Annotated in this window: 16 protein-coding genes; all 16 read right to left on the reverse strand. The window is 62.6% G+C overall.

All coding sequences use genetic code 11. The annotated features are described in order from the left end of the window. Window position 1: 1 nt before the first annotated feature. Window positions 2-1252, reverse strand: a complete 1251-nt coding sequence (locus tag NKI20_RS04140) for a site-2 protease family protein (RefSeq protein ID WP_352828540.1) — start codon at window positions 1250-1252, stop codon at window positions 2-4. Between the two features lie 406 nt (window positions 1253-1658). Continuing rightward, on the reverse strand, window positions 1659-2342 hold the full coding sequence (locus tag NKI20_RS04145) for an ABC transporter ATP-binding protein (protein ID WP_023757151.1): 684 nt from the start codon (window positions 2340-2342) through the stop codon (window positions 1659-1661). Beyond that, entirely contained in the window at window positions 2339-3625 is a 1287-nt protein-coding gene (locus tag NKI20_RS04150; protein WP_023757150.1) for a lipoprotein-releasing ABC transporter permease subunit, read from the reverse strand. Before NKI20_RS04150 ends, NKI20_RS04145 begins: the two co-directional genes overlap by 4 nt. Then, a complete protein-coding gene (gene proS / locus NKI20_RS04155) occupies window positions 3622-4950 on the reverse strand; it encodes a proline--tRNA ligase (protein ID WP_023757149.1) in 1329 nt (442 codons plus the stop codon). The genes NKI20_RS04150 and proS overlap by 4 nt, the downstream gene beginning before the upstream one ends. 634 nt (window positions 4951-5584) lie before the next feature. After that, a complete protein-coding gene (locus NKI20_RS04160) occupies window positions 5585-5869 on the reverse strand; it encodes a DUF1467 family protein (protein WP_352602899.1) in 285 nt (94 codons plus the stop codon). Further along, window positions 5866-6270: a methylmalonyl-CoA epimerase gene (gene mce / locus NKI20_RS04165; protein WP_352828543.1), complete on the reverse strand. Its 405-nt coding sequence runs from the start codon at window positions 6268-6270 to the stop codon at window positions 5866-5868. The genes NKI20_RS04160 and mce overlap by 4 nt, the downstream gene beginning before the upstream one ends. Before the next feature lie 124 nt (window positions 6271-6394). Next, entirely contained in the window at window positions 6395-8065 is a 1671-nt protein-coding gene (locus NKI20_RS04170; RefSeq protein WP_352828546.1) for a ribonuclease J, read from the reverse strand. Between the two features lie 118 nt (window positions 8066-8183). Further along, entirely contained in the window at window positions 8184-9005 is an 822-nt protein-coding gene (locus NKI20_RS04175) for a biotin--[acetyl-CoA-carboxylase] ligase (RefSeq protein ID WP_352828549.1), read from the reverse strand. A gap of 5 nt (window positions 9006-9010) precedes the next feature. Continuing rightward, window positions 9011-10447: an NADH-quinone oxidoreductase subunit NuoN gene (nuoN, locus tag NKI20_RS04180; RefSeq protein WP_023757145.1), complete on the reverse strand. Its 1437-nt coding sequence runs from the start codon at window positions 10445-10447 to the stop codon at window positions 9011-9013. Window positions 10448-10465: 18 nt separating this feature from the next. Then, the gene (locus NKI20_RS04185; RefSeq protein ID WP_352828552.1) at window positions 10466-11971 is read right to left on the reverse strand and encodes an NADH-quinone oxidoreductase subunit M; all 1506 of its coding nucleotides are present in this window, start codon (window positions 11969-11971) and stop codon (window positions 10466-10468) included. Further along, complete coding sequence (gene nuoL, locus NKI20_RS04190) at window positions 11971-13944, reverse strand: NADH-quinone oxidoreductase subunit L (protein ID WP_352828554.1); 1974 nt, start codon at window positions 13942-13944, stop codon at window positions 11971-11973. The genes NKI20_RS04185 and nuoL overlap by 1 nt, the downstream gene beginning before the upstream one ends. Window positions 13945-13954: 10 nt before the next feature. After that, window positions 13955-14263: an NADH-quinone oxidoreductase subunit NuoK gene (gene nuoK / locus NKI20_RS04195; RefSeq protein WP_019858930.1), complete on the reverse strand. Its 309-nt coding sequence runs from the start codon at window positions 14261-14263 to the stop codon at window positions 13955-13957. Window position 14264: 1 nt separating this feature from the next. Next, window positions 14265-14885, reverse strand: a complete 621-nt coding sequence (locus NKI20_RS04200) for an NADH-quinone oxidoreductase subunit J (RefSeq protein WP_352727724.1) — start codon at window positions 14883-14885, stop codon at window positions 14265-14267. Between the two features lie 234 nt (window positions 14886-15119). Beyond that, window positions 15120-15611 (reverse strand): NADH-quinone oxidoreductase subunit NuoI, encoded by a 492-nt coding sequence (gene nuoI, locus NKI20_RS04205; RefSeq protein ID WP_013531098.1) that lies wholly within the window; start codon window positions 15609-15611, stop codon window positions 15120-15122. Next, on the reverse strand, window positions 15611-16654 hold the full coding sequence (gene nuoH / locus NKI20_RS04210) for an NADH-quinone oxidoreductase subunit NuoH (protein ID WP_023757141.1): 1044 nt from the start codon (window positions 16652-16654) through the stop codon (window positions 15611-15613). The genes nuoI and nuoH overlap by 1 nt, the downstream gene beginning before the upstream one ends. A 2-nt stretch (window positions 16655-16656) precedes the next feature. After that, the gene (nuoG, locus tag NKI20_RS04215; protein ID WP_352828559.1) at window positions 16657-18738 is read right to left on the reverse strand and encodes an NADH-quinone oxidoreductase subunit NuoG; all 2082 of its coding nucleotides are present in this window, start codon (window positions 18736-18738) and stop codon (window positions 16657-16659) included. Window positions 18739-18811 lie beyond the last annotated feature (73 nt).

Consider the following 18811-nt stretch of genomic DNA (forward strand, 5'->3'; position numbering starts at 1 on the left):
CTCAAATTAGCTGAGCTGAGGCCCACAAGACGCCGTAGCCATGGATGGCGAACACCGCCAGCAGCGCCGCCGCCATGGCGAAGCGGTCAACGGTGCGGATCGGCTTCAGCTCGTGGCGCGGCTTGAACCCGCTGCTCATCGTCAGCAGGCTGAGAATTGAAAACACCGCTCCTGTAGCGAGCAGAAAGTTTGAGGAAAACCCGGCCTGCCAACCCACCGCCAGAAAGGCCGAGAGCAGGAAGAACGAGGCCAGCGCCAGCACGATGGGCCCCGGACAGATCTGGCGCAGCACCTGGCCGCCGTCGAACTTCCACACTGGCACAAGATTGGCGATATTGAACAGGGCGGCGAAGCCAGCCAGCGTCGCCAGCAGCCCAGCCGCCAACCGATGCCCTTCCGCGCCGGCAAAGGTGCTCGCAGCGATTGCGATCGGCACCAGGAAGGCGGAGAAGCCGGCGCCCATCAACGCCACGAAGGCGACCTCGAAACGGCTGTTATAGGGCCGCCCGCCAATGGCGATGCCACCGAGCAACGGAATGAAGATCATCCGCGCCCTGTTGTGGCCCATCAGCCGAAATGCAGCCATGTGACCGAGCTCATGCAGGGCGACCACCGATGTCAGGATCGCGGCAAGTGCCAGCCCGCCAAGATGAAGGCCGAAGAACGGCCACAGGATCAGCGCCGAAAGACCGGCGAACCCCACCTGGCTCAGCGGATGCTCGAACCACCCGCCCTTGCGATATTGCCCGGTCTTCGCCCAGCGCTGCAACTTGGAGAGTTCGCGGCGCATGGCGAAATAGCGGAACACCAGGAAGGCAACGCCGCGATAACGATCGGTCTGGCTCAGCGTCACCAGCGTGCCGTTGCCCTCGGAAACGAGTTCGGCGGTTTCGCGATAATCCCTCCAGAACGAAGCGTCGAGCGCGGTGTCCTCGATGACGCGCATCGAAAAGCGGCTTCCCTCGACGACGTCTTCAAACCGCGACTTGCGCTCGATCGGCTTGCCATCGCGGCCTTCCCAGGACAGCATGATTCGAGCCACGCCCTCGCCGTCCGGCCCTTCGGCCGAGAGTATCTCACCGGACCAGCCGGCATCGCTGCCGAGCGGCCACAGCGCCTGCCAGAGACGTTGCCGGTCCATCGCCACCAGACGAGACAGCCGGACCGTGCGCAAACCAAACGGCACGGTCATCAAGAGAAAGATCAGCCCGAGATTGCTGGCCACCAGAATGGCCGTGACGATGGGCGACACTTGGACGTTGCTCCCCTGTCTTTCAGATCACCCTATCGTCGCGGCGGCAAGAAAGGCTTAACGGGCGCAACGGTCTCGGCCGCGCAGGATCCGCGGCGGCGAATGCCGCCAAAATCACATGGCTCCGATCCAGATCGCCATGGAAACGAGGAAAGTGCTCATGCAAACCAGTGAGATGACATCCTGAACCAGATCGGTCATAACTCTCTCCTGTTGTTGATATGTTCGTATTTTGTTCTAATTTTGTTCAAATGTCAACGTGCACAATCCGGCCGCCTCCGGAATTTTCGGGAGGTCGGATCGGCAGGGTTAAGAAAAGGTTGACGGGCGTGCGACGGTGGCCCGGCGCCGACCAGGGCCCGTCGAGATTCAGGTCAGGCCGGCATTATCTGAATATCGGCATGCGCTAGAGCGGGACGACTTTGCCATCGGCCAGCGTCACCCGCCGGTCCATGCGCGACGCCAGTTCGTGATTGTGGGTGGCGATCAGCGCCGCGAGGCCCGATTGCTTGACCAGCGCCGCCAGCGCCTCGAACACATAGGAGGCAGTGACCGGGTCGAGATTGCCGGTCGGCTCATCCGCCAGCAGCACCAGCGGCGCATTGGCAACGGCGCGGGCGATGGCGACGCGCTGCTGCTCGCCGCCGGAAAGCTCGGACGGCCGGTGCGACGCGCGTTTGCCGATCTGCATGTAGTCGAGCAGCTGCGCGGCGCGCTCCGCCGCTTCCTTGCGGCTCAGCCCTTTGATGAGCTGCGGCATCATGATGTTTTCCAGCGCCGAGAATTCCGGCAGCAAATGATGGAACTGGTAGACGAACCCGACATCGTTGCGGCGGATCGCCGTGCGGTCGTCGTCGGAGAGCCGTCCGCAGGCGCGGCCGGCGAGGATGACGTCGCCGGCATCGGGGCGCTCCAGCAGGCCGGCCGTGTGCAACAGCGTCGACTTGCCGGTGCCCGACGGCGCCACCAGCGCCACCATCTCGCCGCGCTTCAGCGAGAAATCCGCGCCGTTGAGAATGGTGAGCTTGCGCGGCCCCTGGACATAGTGCCGCTCGACGCTCTTCAACTCAATAATGGCCTCGGCCATCACTCGTACCTCAAGGCTTCGACGGGATCGAGGCGCGCGGCCCGCCATGCTGGAAAAACCGTTGCCAGGAATGACAGGCCGAGCGCCATCAGGATGACATAGGTCGTCTCGCGCGGATCCATCTTCGCCGGCAGCTGGCTGAGGAAATAGAGCTCCGGGTTGAACAGCACCTTGCCGGTCATCCAGGAGAAGAACTGGCGGATGGATTCGATGTTGGTGCAGATCAGCACGCCGAGCAGCACGCCGGCGAGCGTGCCGGTCACGCCGATCGCTGCCCCGGTCATCAGGAAGATGCGCAGGATGGCGCCGCGCGACGCTCCCATGGTGCGCAGGATGGCGATGTCGTGGCCCTTGTCCTTCACCAGCATGATCAGGCCGGAAATGATGTTGAGCGCCGCCACCAGCACGATCAGCGTCAGGATCATGAACATGACATTGCGCTCGACCTGCAGGGCGGAGAAGAACGTCTCGTTGCGCTGGCGCCAGTCGACCATGTCGATCGGCCGCTGCGCTGCCGCCTCCACCTTCGGTTTCAGCGCATCGACGTCATCGGGATTGTCGACATAGATCTCGATCGTTTGCGCCCGGCCGTCCATGTTGAAATAAAGCTGCGCCTCGGAGAACGGCATGTAGACGATGGACGTGTCATATTCCGACATGCCGACTTCGAAGATCGCCGAGATCTTGTAGCCCTTCATGCGCGGCGTCGTGCCAATCGGGGTCACATCGCCGTCCGGCGAGATCAGGGTGATGGTGTCGCCGAGCGTCAAGCCGAGATTCTCGGCCATGCGCTTGCCGATGGCCACGCCCTCGCCCGTATCGAAATCGGCGATCGAGCCCTGCTTGATGTTGCCGGCAACGATGGCGATCTTGCCGAGATCCTCGCCGCGGATGCCGCGCACCAGCGCACCGGTTCCGCCGCCGACATTGCCCTGTGCCAGCACCTGGCCATCGATCAGCGGTATGGCGTATCTGACGCCTGATACACCGTTGATGCGGCCGGCGACCTGGGCATAGTCCTCAAGCGGCGAATCGAGCGGCTGCACGATGAGATGACCGTTGACGCCGAGAATGCGTGTCAGCAGCTCCGCCCTGAAGCCGTTCATCACCGCCATCACCACGATCAGCGTGGCGACCCCCAGCATGATGCCGAGGAAGGAGATCGACGCGATCACCGAGATCACCGTCTCCTTGCGCCGCGAGCGCAAATAGCGCCAGGCGACCATGCGCTCGAAGATGGAAAAGGGCCCGGCGCCCGCCGATCTTGCCGCCACCGCTTCGCTCATGCGGCGATACCGAAGCGCTTTTTCGCGTCCGCGATCGGCAGCGTCTCGCGCTCGCCGGTCCTGCGATTCTTGATCTCGATCTCGCCGGCAGCCACGCCGCGCGGTCCGACGATCACTTGCCACGGCAGGCCGATCAGGTCGGCGGTGGCGAACTTGCCGCCGGGGCGCTGGTCGGTGTCGTCATAGAGCACGTCCTTGCCGTCAGCGACGAAAGCGGCATGCAGCTCGTCGCAGACGCGGTCGCACTCGGCGTCGCCCGCCTTCATGTTGATCAGCCCGATGTCGAACGGCGCCACCGCCTCCGGCCAGATGATGCCGTTGTCGTCATGGCTCGCTTCGATGATCGCCGCGACAAGGCGCGACGGACCGATGCCGTAGGAGCCGCCGGAGACGAAATGATCCTTGCCGTCGGGGCCGGTCACCTTGGCGCCCATCGGCTTGGAATATTTGTCGCCGAAATGGAAGATGTGGCCGACCTCGATGCCTCGAGCCGAAACCTTGTCGTTCTCGCCGATCTTTTCCCAAGCCGCCTCGTCATGCATCTCGTCGGTGGCGGCGTAAGGCGTCGTCCACGTCTTGACGATGTCGCCGATCTCGGCGTCGTTGGTGAAGTCGGTCTTCTCTCCGGGCACATCGAGCGAAAGATAGTCGCGATGGCAGTAGACCTGGCTCTCGCCGGTATCGGCAAGGATGATGAATTCATGGCTGAGGTCGCCGCCGATCGGTCCGGTGTCGGCCCGCATCGGAATAGCCTGCAGGCCCATGCGCGTAAACGTCCTGAGATAGGACACGAACATCCTGTTGTAGGCCGCCTTGGCGCCCTCGAAGTCGAGGTCGAAGGAATAGGCATCCTTCATCAGGAATTCCCTGCTGCGCATGACGCCGAAGCGCGGCCGCACCTCGTCGCGGAACTTCCACTGGATGTGGTAGAGATTGAGCGGCAGGTCCTTGTAGGATTTCACATAGGCGCGGACGATCTCGGTGACCACTTCCTCATTGGTCGGGCCGTAAAGCATGTCCCGATCCTGCCGGTCCTTGATGCGCAGCATCTCCTTGCCGTAGTCGTCATAGCGGCCGCTTTCGCGCCACAGATCGGCCGACTGGATGGTCGGCATCAGGATTTCCAGCGCACCGGCGCGATTCTGCTCCTCGCGGATGATGCGGCAGACCTTGTCCAGCACCCGCTTGCCGAGCGGCAGCCACGAGAAACTGCCCTGCCCCTGCTGGCGGATCATGCCGGCGCGCAGCATCAGCCGATGCGAGACGATTTCAGCCTCGCGCGGATTTTCTTTCAGGATAGGCAGGAAATAGCGCGACAAACGCATGGACTGGTCCGTGAGTGAGGATCGCCGCGCGGGAATCGGCGCGGCACGGGCTTGCTTGCCCCGGCTTCATAGCCATTTCATGGCGGAATGGAAACCCGGACGCACCGGCCCGAAAATTGGAAATTGATTTTCAAAAATACGGCGCTGCTGCGAGTAAAACGGTTGCACTGTCCTTCGCGGATCGGGGCAAACGCGCGGCGTTCCAAGGCGCCGTGATTGCCCCGCGCGCCTTGCAGGTCGTTTCCCAAGCAACGCCTGCCGCACTATTGTGCAGTGCAGCACGAGAATGCCCGTTTCAAGGCAAAATTCTTCGTGACATTTTCATTCGCGTTAGGCTAATGTGCCCTCATAACCGAGAGGGTAGAAAAAAATCTGCTCTCCTACGCGGTCAAAGTCTTGGGAGGATGCGATCTAGGCGCGGTTACTCGCTGCCACCGGAAACCGGAAACAGATCGGACGCGTTTAAATTGCAAGGCCTTGTGCCTTGCATTTTTTTTGTGCAATCACCCGCTTAGCGCAACGAGTTGCCAAACTACCTTACCTTGCGGCAGCACTCGTGCAGCCGCGAACGGCACGGCATTCCTGTTCGGAACGCGCAGCATTCCGGCTGGTAAAAACGCCCTTGCGGGGCGGTTTATTTGGTTGGGGTTTGGTTGAATTCCGGCACGATGTGCGGGATGTCGTTGAGGCTATATCCCAACCCATGCGTCAGGCCATAAAAAATGCCCATGAGGACGGCCGTGGCGAGGGTGGTGCGGATCACGGCGCGCAGCATATGGGGACCGCGCGGCGCGCTCGGAACCGTGCCCAGCGTCACATCATGATCGTCATCCTGCGTCTTCACACTGAACGGCAGCACGGCAAACAGCACCACCCACCAGGTCGCGAAAAACAGGGCGGTGAACGAAACCCAGCTCATGATTGCTCCAGTTCGATCAGCGTGCCGAAGAAATCCTTCGGATGCAGGAACAGCACCGGCTTGCCGTGCGCGCCGATTTTCGGGTTGCCGTCGCCGAGCACACGGGCGCCGGCAGCCTTGAGACGGTCACGCGCGGCCAGGATGTCGTCGACCTCGTAGCAAAGATGATGCATGCCGCCGGAAGGGTTCTTCTCCAGGAAGGCAGCGATCGGCGACCCCTCGCCCAACGGCTCCAGAAGCTCGATCTTGGTGTTGTCGACATTGACGAACACCACCGTGACGCCATGCTCCGGCAGCGCCTGCGGCTCCGTCACTTCAGCGCCAAGCGTGTTGCGATAGGCGGCGACGGCAGCAGCCAGATCCGGCACGGCAAGCGCGACATGGTTCAGGCGTTCGAGCATAGGGTGCTCCGAAAAATCGGGGAATAGGGGAGTAAGGCAGTATGGGAGTAGGGGAACCAAGTTGGGCGCAAAGCGAATTGCCCTTCCCCTACTGCCCTACCCCCATACTGCCCTACTCCCTTCGTCACCTTGTGACGAATACAGTCACCAGCGGTTTCTTGCCCCAGGCTTCGTTGGCTGCGCCGCGCACGGCGCGCCGGACCGCTTCCTGCACAAGGTCGAGGTCTTTTCGGCGCTGACGGGGGATCGAGTCCACAGCGCCGATTGCCGCATCGATCATCAGGTCCTCCAGCGTCTCGCCACGGCCGTCGGCCTCGGCGACGCCGATGGCGACCAGGTCGGGATCGCCGGCAAGCTCATATTTGTCGTCGAGCACGACATTGACCGCGACATGGCCGGCAAAGGATAGCTTGCGCCGGTCGCGGATGCCCATCGCCTGATCGGTGCCGATCAGTCTGCCATCCTTGTAGATGCGGCCGAACGGCACCTGGTCGATGATGGTGGCAGGGCCAGGAGCAAGCCTGAGCATGTCGCCGTCGCGTACCTGCGCCACCTGACCGATGCCCGAAGTCGACATCAGCGATCCCTGCCCCACCAGATGCGCCGCTTCGCCATGCACGGGAACGCCGATCTGCGGTCGAACCCATTCGTACATCTTGCGCAATTCGCTGCGCCGCGGATGGCCGGAGACATGCACCAGCGCATCGCCGTCCTCGATGATCTTGATGCCGAGGTCGATGAGGCGGTTCTTGATCTCGAGGATCGCCTTCTCGTTGCCTGGAATGGTGCGCGAGGAAAACACCACCGTGTCGCCGGCCGTAAATGATACCGATTTCATCTCGTCGCGCGACAGCTTGGCCAATGCGGCAAGTGGCTCGCCCTGGCTGCCGGTGCAGATGATGACGAGGTTTTCGCGCGGGATGAAACCAAAATCCTCCTCGGCGATGAACTCCGGCAGCCCGTCCATATAGCCGAGTTCGCCGGCGACATCGATCACCCGCTTCAGCGAGCGGCCGAGCACCAGGCACTGGCGGCCGGCATCGCGCGCCGCCCTGGCGATGGAGACGATGCGGCCGACATTGGAGGAAAATGTGGTGACGGCAACACGGCCCTTGGCAGACTGGATGACGCCTTTCAGTCCTTCGCCGACCGCGACCTCCGACGGCGACTCGCCTTCCCGCAGCGCGTTGGTCGAATCGCAGATCAGCGCCAGAACGCCCTTGTCGCCATAGGCGCGGAAACGCGCCTCGTCGGTCTTCGGCCCGATCGTCGGCTCCGGATCGATCTTCCAGTCACCGGTGTGGATGACTGTGCCGGCCGGCGAGGTGATCGCCAACGACATCGGCTCGGGAATGGAGTGCGCGACCGGAATCGCCTCGATCTCGAACGGACCGACGGTGAATTTCTCACCCGCCTTGTAGATCGTCACCGGTATTTTCGGAGCGCCCTGCTCGCCTTGCCGCTTGGCTTCGAGCAAGCCGGCGCTGAACGGCGTCATCCAGACCGGCGCCTTCAGCTTCGGCCAGGTGTCGAGCAGCGCGCCATAATGGTCTTCATGCGCATGGGTGATGACGATGCCGCGCAGATTGGCGAGGTTCTCCTCGATAAAGCGCGTATCTGGCAGCACGAGGTCGACCCCGGGGAGGGTGGCATCGGGGAAGGTCACACCGACATCGATAACGATCCACTCGCGCGCGCTCGGCGGACCGTAGCCGTAAAGAGCGAAGTTCATGCCGATCTCGCCAACGCCGCCGAGCGGCACGAAGACAAGGTCGGCGTTTTCCGCTTTCGCCATGATTTTTCCCTTCCTGGTCCTCAGACCAAGTCCATAAAGCAATTCCAGGAAAAGTGTCTAACGATTTTCCCACAGGAATTGCATGAAAACAAACACTTAGAGCCGCTAGCGAACGGCCCTAGACGCGGGCAGACGCGACCGCGCCGAAATGCACGTCGCCGGCGGCGATCGTCAGAACAGAACCTTCATCGTCGCGGATCACGAAACGGCAGTCCTCGTCAATGGTTTCAAAGATCCCACGCACGACGTTACCGTCAATTCTGACAGCAACCTGCCCACCGAGCCCCGCCGCGCGAGCTAACCAGCGTCGCCTGACGGCGGCAAGTCCGCGCCCCTCGTCCCACAACCGGGCATTCTCGCTCCAGGCATCCGACAGCGCCAGGAACAGTGTTTCCGCATCGCATGTCGCGCCCAGCGCGCGCAATGATGTTGCCGGATAGGGCAAATCCTCAGGGTATGCCACCACATTCACGCCGATGCCGACCGCCACCGCGAAACGGCCGCCTTCCAGGATCGCCGATTCCAGCAGGATGCCAGCCAGCTTGGCGCCCGAGGCAAGCACGTCATTCGGCCATTTCAGCTCGAAACGGTTCTTTCCCTCACTGCCGCCATCGAGGCCGACGGCGATCCGGCCCTTCGGCACCACGGCGTCGAGCGCATCGGCCAGCGCCAGCCCGGCGACGAAACCCAGCGTCGCGGCAAGGCGAAGCTCGGCCTTGGTGATGACGAGCAGCGTCGCAGCCAGGTTGCCTTCGGGCGTTGCCCAGACGCGGCCACGGCGCCCGCGCCCGCTTTCCTGTTTCTTGGAAACAACCCACAGCCTGCCTGGATCGCCGGCCCTTGCGTGGTCCAGTGCCAGCGCATTGGTGGAGCCGACGCTGTCATGCGCCTCGAGCCGGAACCCTTCCGACGCCGAGGTTGGAGCCAGCCGAAACGCCATGCCGTCTAGAAAAACGTCTTGGCGGCGGCTTCGGCATAGGTGCCGATCGGTCCGCCGATCAGCACATAGAACAGCACGAAGGCGCCGGAGACGCCGAGAACGACACGCAATTCGCTCGCCATCGGCACGAAGCCGCCGACCGGTTCGTCGAACCACATGATCTTGATGATGCGCAGATAATAATAGGCGCCCACGACAGAGGCCAGCACACCGATGATCGCCAGCGCGTAGAGATTGGCATTGATGGCGGCGAGGAAGACGTACCATTTCCCCCAGAAGCCGGCGAGCGGCGGGATGCCGGCCAGCGAGAACATCAGGATGGTCAGGATCGTCGCCATGATCGGATTGGTCGACGACAGGCCGGCCAGATCGCTGATCTGCTCGACATTGCCTTCCTTGCGCCGCATGGCGAGAATGAAGGCGAAGGTGCCGAGCGTCATCACCAGATAGATCAGCATATAGATGGCCACGCCGCGCACGCCGGCCTGGCTGTTGGCGGCAAGGCCGACCAGTGCGTAGCCCATATGGCCGATCGAGGAATAAGCCATCAGCCGCTTGATGTTGGTCTGGCCGATCGCGGCGAAAGCGCCGAGCGCCATCGACGCGATCGAAATGAAGACGATGATCTGCTGCCAGTCGGCGGCGATCGGCTTGAACGCGCCCATGGTGACGCGCACGATCAGCGCCATCGCCGCCATCTTCGGTGCCGCCGCCAGGAAGGCCGTCACCGGCGTCGGCGCGCCCTCATAGACGTCGGGCGTCCACATGTGGAAGGGCACCGCCGAGATCTTGAAGGCAAGGCCGGCCAGCACGAAGACGAGACCGAAGACGAGGCCAAGCTGGCGCTCGCCGCTGCCCAGTGCCGTTGCGATCTCCTGGAAGCCGGTGTTGCCGGTGTAGCCGTAAACCAGGCTGATGCCGTAGAGCAGCATGCCCGACGACAGCGCGCCGAGGACGAAATATTTGAGGCCGGCCTCGGTCGAGCGCAGATTGTCACGATTGATCGCGCACAGCACATAGATCGCCAACGACTGCAGTTCGAGGCCGAGATAGAGGCCGATCATGCCGTTGGCGGAGATCATCAGCATCATGCCGAGCGTGCAGAGAAGGATCAGCACCGGATATTCGAACTTGTCGAACCGTTCCGCCTTGGCAAAGCGCATCGACATAACCAGCGTCACCGCCGAGCCGACCAGCGCCAGCACTTTCATGAAATGGGCGAAGGTATCCTGGATGAAGGCATTGCCGTAGGCGCTGCCCTGCCCGGTTTGGAAGATCAGCCAGGCTCCGGCGATCACCAGCACGGCGACGGCAATGCCAGTCACCGTGTTGGCGGTGTTGGCGCGCGAATAGGCCCCGACCATCAGCAGCGCCAGGGCGCCGACGGCAAGGATCAACTCTGGCGTCGAGAGCGACAGGCTGGAGAGAAGGTCCGGCGTCATGTTTCGCAAAACCTCTGGTCAGTTCGCCGCCGCGGTCTGCGCGGCGCCGATGGATGCAGTGACATTGGTGACGAGCGACTTGACCGATTCGGCCGTCGCGTCGAAGACGGGGGCGGGATAGACGCCGAAGAAGATGACCAGCATGACCAGCGGGTAGATGATCAGCTTCTCGCGCGGCGACAGATCCAGCAGGTTTTTCAGGCTGTCCTTGGTCAGCGCGCCGAAGATTACCCGGCGATAGAGCCAGAGCGCGTAGGCGGCCGACAGGATGACGCCGGTGGCGGCGAAGAACGCCACCCAGGTGTTGACCCGGAACACGCCGAGCATGGTCAGGAACTCGCCGACGAAGCCGCTGGTGCCGGGCAGGCCGACATTGGCCATGGTGAAGATCATGAACACGGCGGCGTATTTCGGCATGTTGTTGACCAGGCCGCCATAGGCGTCGATCTCGCGCGTGTGCATGCGGTCGTAGATAACGCCGACGCACAGGAACAGCGCGCCGGAGACGAGGCCGTGGCTGAGCATCTGGAAGATGGCACCCTGCACGCCTTCCTGGTTCATGGCGAAGATGCCCATGGTGACGAAGCCCATATGGGCGACCGACGAATAGGCGATCAGCTTCTTCATGTCCTCCTGCATCAGCGCCACCAGCGAAGTGTAGATGATGGCGACGACGGAGAGCACGAAGACCAGCGGCGCGAACATCTCGGACGCCAGCGGGAACATCGGCAAGGAGAAACGCAGGAACCCGTAACCGCCCATCTTCAAGAGGATAGCGGCCAGGATGACCGACCCCGCCGTCGGCGCCTCGACGTGCGCGTCCGGCAGCCAGGTATGCACCGGCCACATCGGCATCTTCACCGCGAAAGAGGCAAAGAAGGCGAGCCATAGCCATGTCTGCATGTTGGCCGGGAAATTGTGCGTCAACAGAGTGGGGATGTCGGTCGTGCCGGACTGGTAGAACATCGCCATGATGGCGAGCAGCATCAGCACCGAGCCGGCCAGCGTGTAGAGGAAGAACTTGAACGAGGCGTAGACGCGCCGCTTGCCGCCCCAGACGCCGATGATGATGAACATCGGGATCAGGCCGGCTTCGAAGAAGACGTAGAACAGCACGATATCGAGCGCGCAGAACACGCCGATCATCAGCGTTTCGAGCAGCAGGAAGGCGATCATGTAGGCTTTGACGCGCTTCTCGATCGATTCCCACGACGCCAGGATGCAGAGCGGCATCAGGAAGGTCGTCAGGATGACGAACAGCATCGAGATGCCGTCGACGCCCATATGGTAGGAAATGCCGGAGTCGAGCCAGGCGGCTTTCTCGACGAACTGGAAGCCGGACTGCGAATTGTCGAAACCGGTCCAGATCAACAGCGAGATGACGAACGTGAACGTCGTCGTCAACAGAGCGATCGCGCGGATGTTGCGGCGCGCGTTTTCACTGTCATCGTTGATGAACAGGATGAGCAGCACACCAACCAGCGGCAGGAAGGTGACCAGCGAGAGGATTGGCCAGGCGGTCATCAGAGCATCATCCAGGTGACGAGTGCGGCAACGCCGATCAGCATGGCGAAGGCATAGTGGTAGAGATAGCCGGTCTGCAGCTTGACCACGCGGTTGGTGACATCGACGACCCGCGCCGAGATGCCATCCGGGCCGAGGCCGTCAATGACGGCGCCGTCGCCGGTCTTCCACAGGAAATGGCCGAGGCGCTTGGCGGGCCGCACGAACAGGAAGTCGTAGAGTTCGTCGAAATACCATTTGTTGAGCAGGAAGGCATAGAGCCCGCGATGGTGTGCAACCAGATTGACGGGCATTTCCGGCGAGCGGATGTAGAACTTCCAGGCCACCGCGAAACCGATCAGCATGGCGATGAACGGCGACAGTTCGACCCACAGCGGCAATTCGTGGATCTCGTGCAGGATGCGATTTTCCGGCAGCGTGAACAGCGACGCCTTCCAGAACTCGGCATAGCCTTCACCGATGAAGGCGCCGTGGAAGATAATGCCGGCAAACAGCGCGCCCGCGGCCAGGATGAACAGCGGCACCAGCATAACCGGCGGCGATTCGTGGACGTGGTGCATCACCTCATGGCTCGCCCGCGGCTGGCCGTGGAACGTCATGAAGATCAGCCGCCAGGAGTAGAAGGAGGTAAAGCAGGCGGCGATGACCAGAAGGATGAAGGCCATGCCGGCAACCGGATTGTGGCTGGCAAAGGCGCTCTCGATGATAGCGTCCTTGGAGAAGAAGCCGGCGGTGCCGATGACCGTCACCGGGATGCCGACGCCGGTCAGCGCCAGCGTGCCGATCACCATCATCCAGTAGGTGGTCGGGATCAGGGTCCTGAGGCCGCCCATCTTGCGCATGTCCTGCTCGTCGGAGACGGCATGGATCACCGAGCCCGAGCCGAGGAACAGCAGCGCCTTGAAGAAAGCGTGGGTGAACAGGTGGAAGATCGCCGCGCCATAGGCGCCGACGCCGAGCGCCACGAACATATAGCCGAGCTGCGAACAGGTCGAATAGGCGATGACGCGCTTGATGTCGTTCTGGACGAGGCCGACCGTCGCCGCGAAAAAGGCGGTGAAGGCGCCGATGAAGGTGACCACCATAAGTGCCGAATGCGACAGTTCGAACAGCGGCGACAGACGCGCCAGCATGAACACGCCGGCCGTCACCATCGTGGCGGCATGGATCAGTGCGGAAACCGGCGTCGGGCCTTCCATGGCGTCCGGCAGCCAGGTGTGCAGCGGCACCTGCGCCGACTTGCCCATGGCACCCATGAACAAGAGCAGGCAGACGATCGTCATGGCCGCCTGCTTGTCCAGCGCATAGCCAAGGAAGGTCAGCACGGCGGCGCCCTCTGGCGCGCCTTCGGCCGGAACGAACGTCGCCGCATTGGCGAAGATAGTGCCGAGATTGACCGAGCCGAACAGCACGAACAAGCCGAAGATGCCAAGCGCGAAGCCGAAATCGCCGACGCGGTTGACCACGAAGGCCTTGATCGCCGCGGCATTGGCCGACGGCTTCTTGTACCAGAAGCCGATCAGCAGGTAGGAGGCGAGGCCGACCCCTTCCCAGCCGAAGAACATCTGCACCAGATTGTCCGCCGTCACCAGCATCAGCATGGCGAAGGTGAACAGCGACAGATAGGCGAAGAAGCGCGGGCGGTTCGGATCGTGGTGCATGTAGCCGATCGAATAGATGTGGACCAGCGCCGACACGGTGTTGACCACCACCAGCATCACCACCGTCAGCGTGTCGATGCGCAGCGCCCAGGACGCTTCCAGTCCGCCCGACTGGATCCAGCGCAGCACCGGCACGGTGAACACCTCGCCATGGCCGAAACCGACGGTGAAGAACGCGATCCAGGACAGCACGGCCGCGATCACCAGGAAGCCGGAGGTGATGTATTCGGACGCCTTGGCGCCGAGCGACGTGCCGAACAGGCCGACGATCAGGAAGCCGAGCAGCGGAAGGAAGACGATGGCCTGATACATGGTGGTTCCGTCAACCCTTCATCATGTTCACGTCTTCGACCGCGATCGAGCCGCGGTTGCGGAAGAAGACGACGAGAATGGCAAGTCCGATGGCGGCCTCGGCCGCCGCGACCGTCAGCACGAACAGCGCGAAAACCTGGCCGACCAGGTCGCCAAGTGCGGCCGAAAAGGCGACGAAATTGATGTTGACCGCGAGCAGGATCAGCTCGACCGACATCAGGATGACGATGACGTTCTTGCGGTTCAGGAAGATGCCGAACACGCCGAGCGTGAACAGGATCGCCGATACGGTCAGGTAATGCGCGATGCCGACAACCATCTCAGAGTCCCTCGCCTGTCTTGACCTTGCGGATTTCCATGCCCGTCGCCGGCGTGCGGCCGACCTGGGCCGCGATCGACTGCCGCTTGATCCCCGGTTTGTGGCGCAGCGTCAGTACGATGGCCCCGATCATGGCGACAAGCAGGATGAGGCCCGAAATCTGGAAGTAGTAGAGGTAGTCCGTATAGAGGATGTCGCCGAGTGCGGCCGTATTTGTCCGCGCCGCGAGATCCGGGATGGGTTTCGAGACCGTAGAGGCGAGCTGCGGCGCGAATGTATAGCCGCCGAGCACGACGATCAGCTCCGCCGCCAGGATCAGCCCGACCATGGCGCCGATCGGCGCATACTGCAGGGCACCTTCCTTCATCTCGGCGAAATCGACGTCGAGCATCATGACCACGAACAGGAACAGCACCATGACCGCGCCGACATAGACGACGAGCAGGATCATCGCCAGGAACTCGGCCCCGGTCAGCATGAACAGGCCGGCGGCGTTGAAGAAGGTCAGGATCAGGAACAGCACCGAATGCACGGGGTTGCGCGACGAAATGACCATGAACGCCGACGCCACCGCGACAAAGGCGAAGAGGTAGAAAAAGGCCGCCTCTAGTCCACTCAGCATTGGGGTTCCCCCAGGTTCCTGTCCGAACAGGACGCTCGTCCTGTTTCGATTTTTGCCACCGCCTCCGGTCGGCAAGTTGCGTGTTCCTAGCCCATGTTCCGATCGGGTTGAAAGACCCGATCGAAAGAAACATGCGCCACTCAGAATTCCTGAGGATGATCAGGTCCGAAAAGGCTGCAACTTTTCGGGATCATCCTCTGGCCGAGGCCTCTCGCCCCGTCCATGCGTCAAATATCAGCGGTACGGCGAGTCCAGCGAGATGTTGCGCGCCAGTTCGCGCTCCCAACGGTCGCCATTCGCCAACAGCCTGTCCTTGTCGTAGTAGAGTTCCTCGCGCGTCTCCGTCGCGAATTCGAAATTCGGCCCCTCGACGATGGCATCGACCGGGCAGGCTTCCTGGCAGAAGCCGCAATAGATGCACTTCACCATGTCGATGTCGTAACGCACCGTGCGGCGCGTGCCGTCATTGCGGCGCGGCCCGGCCTCGATGGTGATCGCCTGAGCCGGGCAGATGGCCTCGCACAATTTGCAGGCAATGCAGCGTTCCTCGCCATTGGGATAGCGGCGCAACGCGTGCTCGCCCCGGAAGCGCGGGCTGGTGGGCCCCTTCTCGTGCGGATAGTTGATCGTCTCCTTCGGCGCGAAGAACTGGCGCATCGACAGGAAGAAGGCGCTGACGAAATCCTGCAGCAGCAGCGATTTTGCGGCTTGGGAAAGAGCGGACATCACGCAAACCCCGTGATCTTGAGGACGGCGGCGGTGGCGACCACCATGAACAGCGAGATAGGCAGGAACACCTTCCAGCCAAGCCGCATCAGCTGGTCGTAGCGATAGCGCGGCACGAAGGCCTTCACCATGGAAATGCCGAAGAACACGAAGCAGACCTTCAGCACGAACCAGATGACGCCCGGCACCCAGGTGAACGGCGCGAAATCGAAGGGCGGCAGCCAGCCGCCGAGGAACAGGATGGTGGCCAGCGCGCACATCAGTACGATGGCGACATACTCGCCGAGGAAGAACAGCAGGAACGGCGTCGACGAGTACTCGACCATGTGCCCGGCGACCAGTTCCGATTCGGCTTCCACCAGGTCGAAAGGCGGACGGTTCGTCTCGGCCAGTGCCGAGATAAAGAAGATGATGAACATGGGGAACAGTGCCAGCCAGTTCCAATCGAGGAAGGTGTTGGGCAGGCCAAGCCGCGTACCAAGCCCGTCATGCTGCGACAGCACGATTTCGGACAGGTTGAGCGAGCCGGCAGTGAGCAGCACGGTGACGATGACGAAGCCGATCGAGACTTCGTAGGACACCATCTGCGCGGCCGAACGCAGCGCGCCGAGGAACGGATATTTCGAGTTGGACGCCCAGCCGCCCATGATCACGCCATAGACCTCGAGCGAAGAGATGGCGAAGACGTAGAGGATGCCGACATTGACGTTGGCGATCGCCCAGCCCTGGCTGACCGGGATGACCGCCCAGGCCGAGATCGCCAGCACGGCCGAGACCAGCGGCGCCAGCAGGAAGACGCCCTTGTTGGCGCCGGACGGGATCACCGGTTCCTTGAAGACGAACTTTAGCAGATCGGCGAATGCCTGCAGCGTGCCCCAGGGGCCGACGACGTTCGGGCCGCGGCGCAATTGCACCGCCGCCCAGATCTTGCGATCGGCGTAGAGGATGTAGGCGACGAAGATCAAAAGCACGACGATCAGCACGACCGACTTCAACAGGATCAGCAGCGCCGGCAGCACGTAGAAGGAGAAGAAAGTGTCCATGCTTATTCCGCCGCCTGCTTGAAGCCGCTCTTGGCCAGCGCCGAGCATTCCGCCATCACGGCCGATGCCCGCGCGATCGGGTTGGTCAGGTAGAAATCCTTGACCGGCGAGGTGAAGGTGCCCTTGTTCAGGCGCCCGCCGAGCTTGGCCACTTTGGCGATGTCCTCGGCATTGCCGGCCGCGACCTGATCGATGCGGGCCAGGTGCGGGTATTCGCCGTAGAGCTTGGCGCGCAATTGCGGCAGCGAATCGAACGACAGTTTCTTGCCCAGCACATCCGACAGGGCCCGCAGGATCGCCCAGTCCTCGCGCGCTTCGCCCGGTGCGAAGCCGGCGCGGTTGGTCTGCTGTACGCGGCCCTCGGTGTTGACATAGGTGGCCGACTTTTCGGTATAGGCGGCAGCCGGCAGGATGACATTGGCGCGGTGTGCGCCCTGGTCGCCATGCGTGCCGATATAGACGACGAAGGCGCCGCCGGTCTTGGCCATGTCGATCTCGTCGGCGCCGAGCAGGAACAGCAGCTCCATGTCGCCCAGCATGCCGGCAACATTCTTGCCGCCCTCGCCCGGCACGAAGCCGAGATCGAGGCCGCCGACACGTCCGGCCGCGTTGTGCAATACGGCAAAGCCGTTCCAGTCCGTGCGAGCAGCGTTCACTGCGGTGGCCAGTTTTGCCGCCTGGCCAAGCACGGCCGCGCCGTCGGCGCGCGCCAGCGCGCCTTGGCCGACGATAACAAGCGGATGTGTCGCCTTCTTCAGCACCTGGAAGAACTTGCCGTTGCCGTCCGCCAAATCCTTCAGCGAATCCGGGCCGGCGCCCAGCTGTTCGTAGTCATAGCGCGTGTCGCCGACATCGCCGACGACACCGACCGGCAAATTGCCGATCCGCCAGCGCTTGCGGATGCGGGCGTTGAGCACCGAGGCTTCGTAGCGCGGGTTGGCGCCGATGATCAGCACCGCATCGGCCTGCTCGATGCCTTCGATGGTCGGGTTGAAGATATAGCTCGCACGGCCAAGCGCCGGATCGAGGGCGGCACCGTCCTGGCGGCAATCGATATTTCTTGAACCGAGCGAGGCCATCAGCAGCTTCAGCGCGTAGATTTCCTCGACTGCGGCCAGATCGCCTGAAATGGCGCCGATCTTCTCGGGAGCGGTCTTCGACACCTCGTCCTTGATAGCGGCGAACGCCTCGGCCCAGCTTGCCGGAACCAGCTTGCCATCCTTGCGCACATAGGGGCGGTCGAGGCGCTGCGTGCGCAGGCCGTCCCAGATGAAGCGGGTCTTGTCGGAAATCCACTCCTCGTTCACCGCTTCGTTGACGCGCGGCAGGATGCGCATCACTTCGCGGCCCCGGCTGTCGACGCGGATCGCCGAGCCGACCGCGTCCATCACGTCGATGGATTCGGTCTTGGTCAGCTCCCACGGCCGCGCCTGGAAGGCGAAGGGTTTTGAGGTCAGCGCGCCAACCGGACACAGGTCGATGACATTGCCCTGCAGCTCCGAGGTCATCGCGCTTTCGAGATAGGTGGTGATCTCGGCGTCCTCGCCACGGCCGATCAGGCCGAGTTCGGAGATGCCGGCGACTTCCGTGGTGAAGCGGACGCAGCGCGTGCAATGGATGCAGCGGTTCATCACCGTCTTGACCAGAGGCCCGATATACTTGTCTTCGACCGCGCGCTTGTTTTCATGATAGCGCGAGGAATCGACGCCGAAGGCCATCGCCTGGTCCTGCAGGTCGCATTCGCCGCCCTGGTCGCAGATCGGGCAATCCAGAGGATGGTTGATCAGCAGGAACTCCATCACGCCTTCCCTGGCCTTCTTGACCATCGGCGTGTTGGTGAAGATTTCCGGCGCCTCGCCATTCGGGCCGGGGCGCAGGTCGCGCACGCCCATGGCACAGGAAGCCTGCGGCTTGGGCGGTCCGCCCTTCACCTCGATCAGGCACATCCGGCAATTGCCGGCGATCGACAGCCGCTCATGGAAGCAGAAGCGCGGCACTTCCGCGCCAGCGTCTTCCGCCGCCTGCAGCAGCGTGTAGTGGTCGGGTACAGTGATCTCTTTCCCGTCGACCTTGAGCTTTGCCATTCGCCTCAAACCCCTGCGGAGTTCCCGCAATCTCTTTTTCCGGGCATGGTCGAAACCACACCGGGCATTTCAT

The organism is Mesorhizobium sp. M0830, assembly GCF_040319965.1.
Taxonomy (GTDB): Bacteria; Pseudomonadota; Alphaproteobacteria; order Rhizobiales; family Rhizobiaceae; genus Mesorhizobium.

Coding starts and splice junctions, on each gene's coding strand:
- NKI20_RS04175 (WP_352828549.1), bottom strand. CDS start 9,005: ATGGCGTTTCGGCTGGCTCCAACCTCGGCGTCGGAAGGGTTCCGGCTC.
- nuoI (WP_013531098.1), bottom strand. CDS start 15,611: ATGTCCGCTCTTTCCCAAGCCGCAAAATCGCTGCTGCTGCAGGATTTC.
- NKI20_RS04170 (WP_352828546.1), bottom strand. CDS start 8,065: ATGGCGAAAGCGGAAAACGCCGACCTTGTCTTCGTGCCGCTCGGCGGC.
- NKI20_RS04185 (WP_352828552.1), bottom strand. CDS start 11,971: ATGACCGCCTGGCCAATCCTCTCGCTGGTCACCTTCCTGCCGCTGGTT.
- NKI20_RS04160 (WP_352602899.1), bottom strand. CDS start 5,869: ATGAGCTGGGTTTCGTTCACCGCCCTGTTTTTCGCGACCTGGTGGGTG.
- nuoG (WP_352828559.1), bottom strand. CDS start 18,738: ATGGCAAAGCTCAAGGTCGACGGGAAAGAGATCACTGTACCCGACCAC.
- NKI20_RS04150 (WP_023757150.1), bottom strand. CDS start 3,625: ATGAGCGAAGCGGTGGCGGCAAGATCGGCGGGCGCCGGGCCCTTTTCC.
- nuoN (WP_023757145.1), bottom strand. CDS start 10,447: ATGACGCCGGACCTTCTCTCCAGCCTGTCGCTCTCGACGCCAGAGTTG.
- NKI20_RS04200 (WP_352727724.1), bottom strand. CDS start 14,885: ATGCTGAGTGGACTAGAGGCGGCCTTTTTCTACCTCTTCGCCTTTGTC.
- nuoH (WP_023757141.1), bottom strand. CDS start 16,654: ATGGACACTTTCTTCTCCTTCTACGTGCTGCCGGCGCTGCTGATCCTG.
- nuoK (WP_019858930.1), bottom strand. CDS start 14,263: ATGGTTGTCGGCATCGCGCATTACCTGACCGTATCGGCGATCCTGTTC.
- mce (WP_352828543.1), bottom strand. CDS start 6,270: ATGCTCGAACGCCTGAACCATGTCGCGCTTGCCGTGCCGGATCTGGCT.
- proS (WP_023757149.1), bottom strand. CDS start 4,950: ATGCGTTTGTCGCGCTATTTCCTGCCTATCCTGAAAGAAAATCCGCGC.
- nuoL (WP_352828554.1), bottom strand. CDS start 13,944: ATGTATCAGGCCATCGTCTTCCTTCCGCTGCTCGGCTTCCTGATCGTC.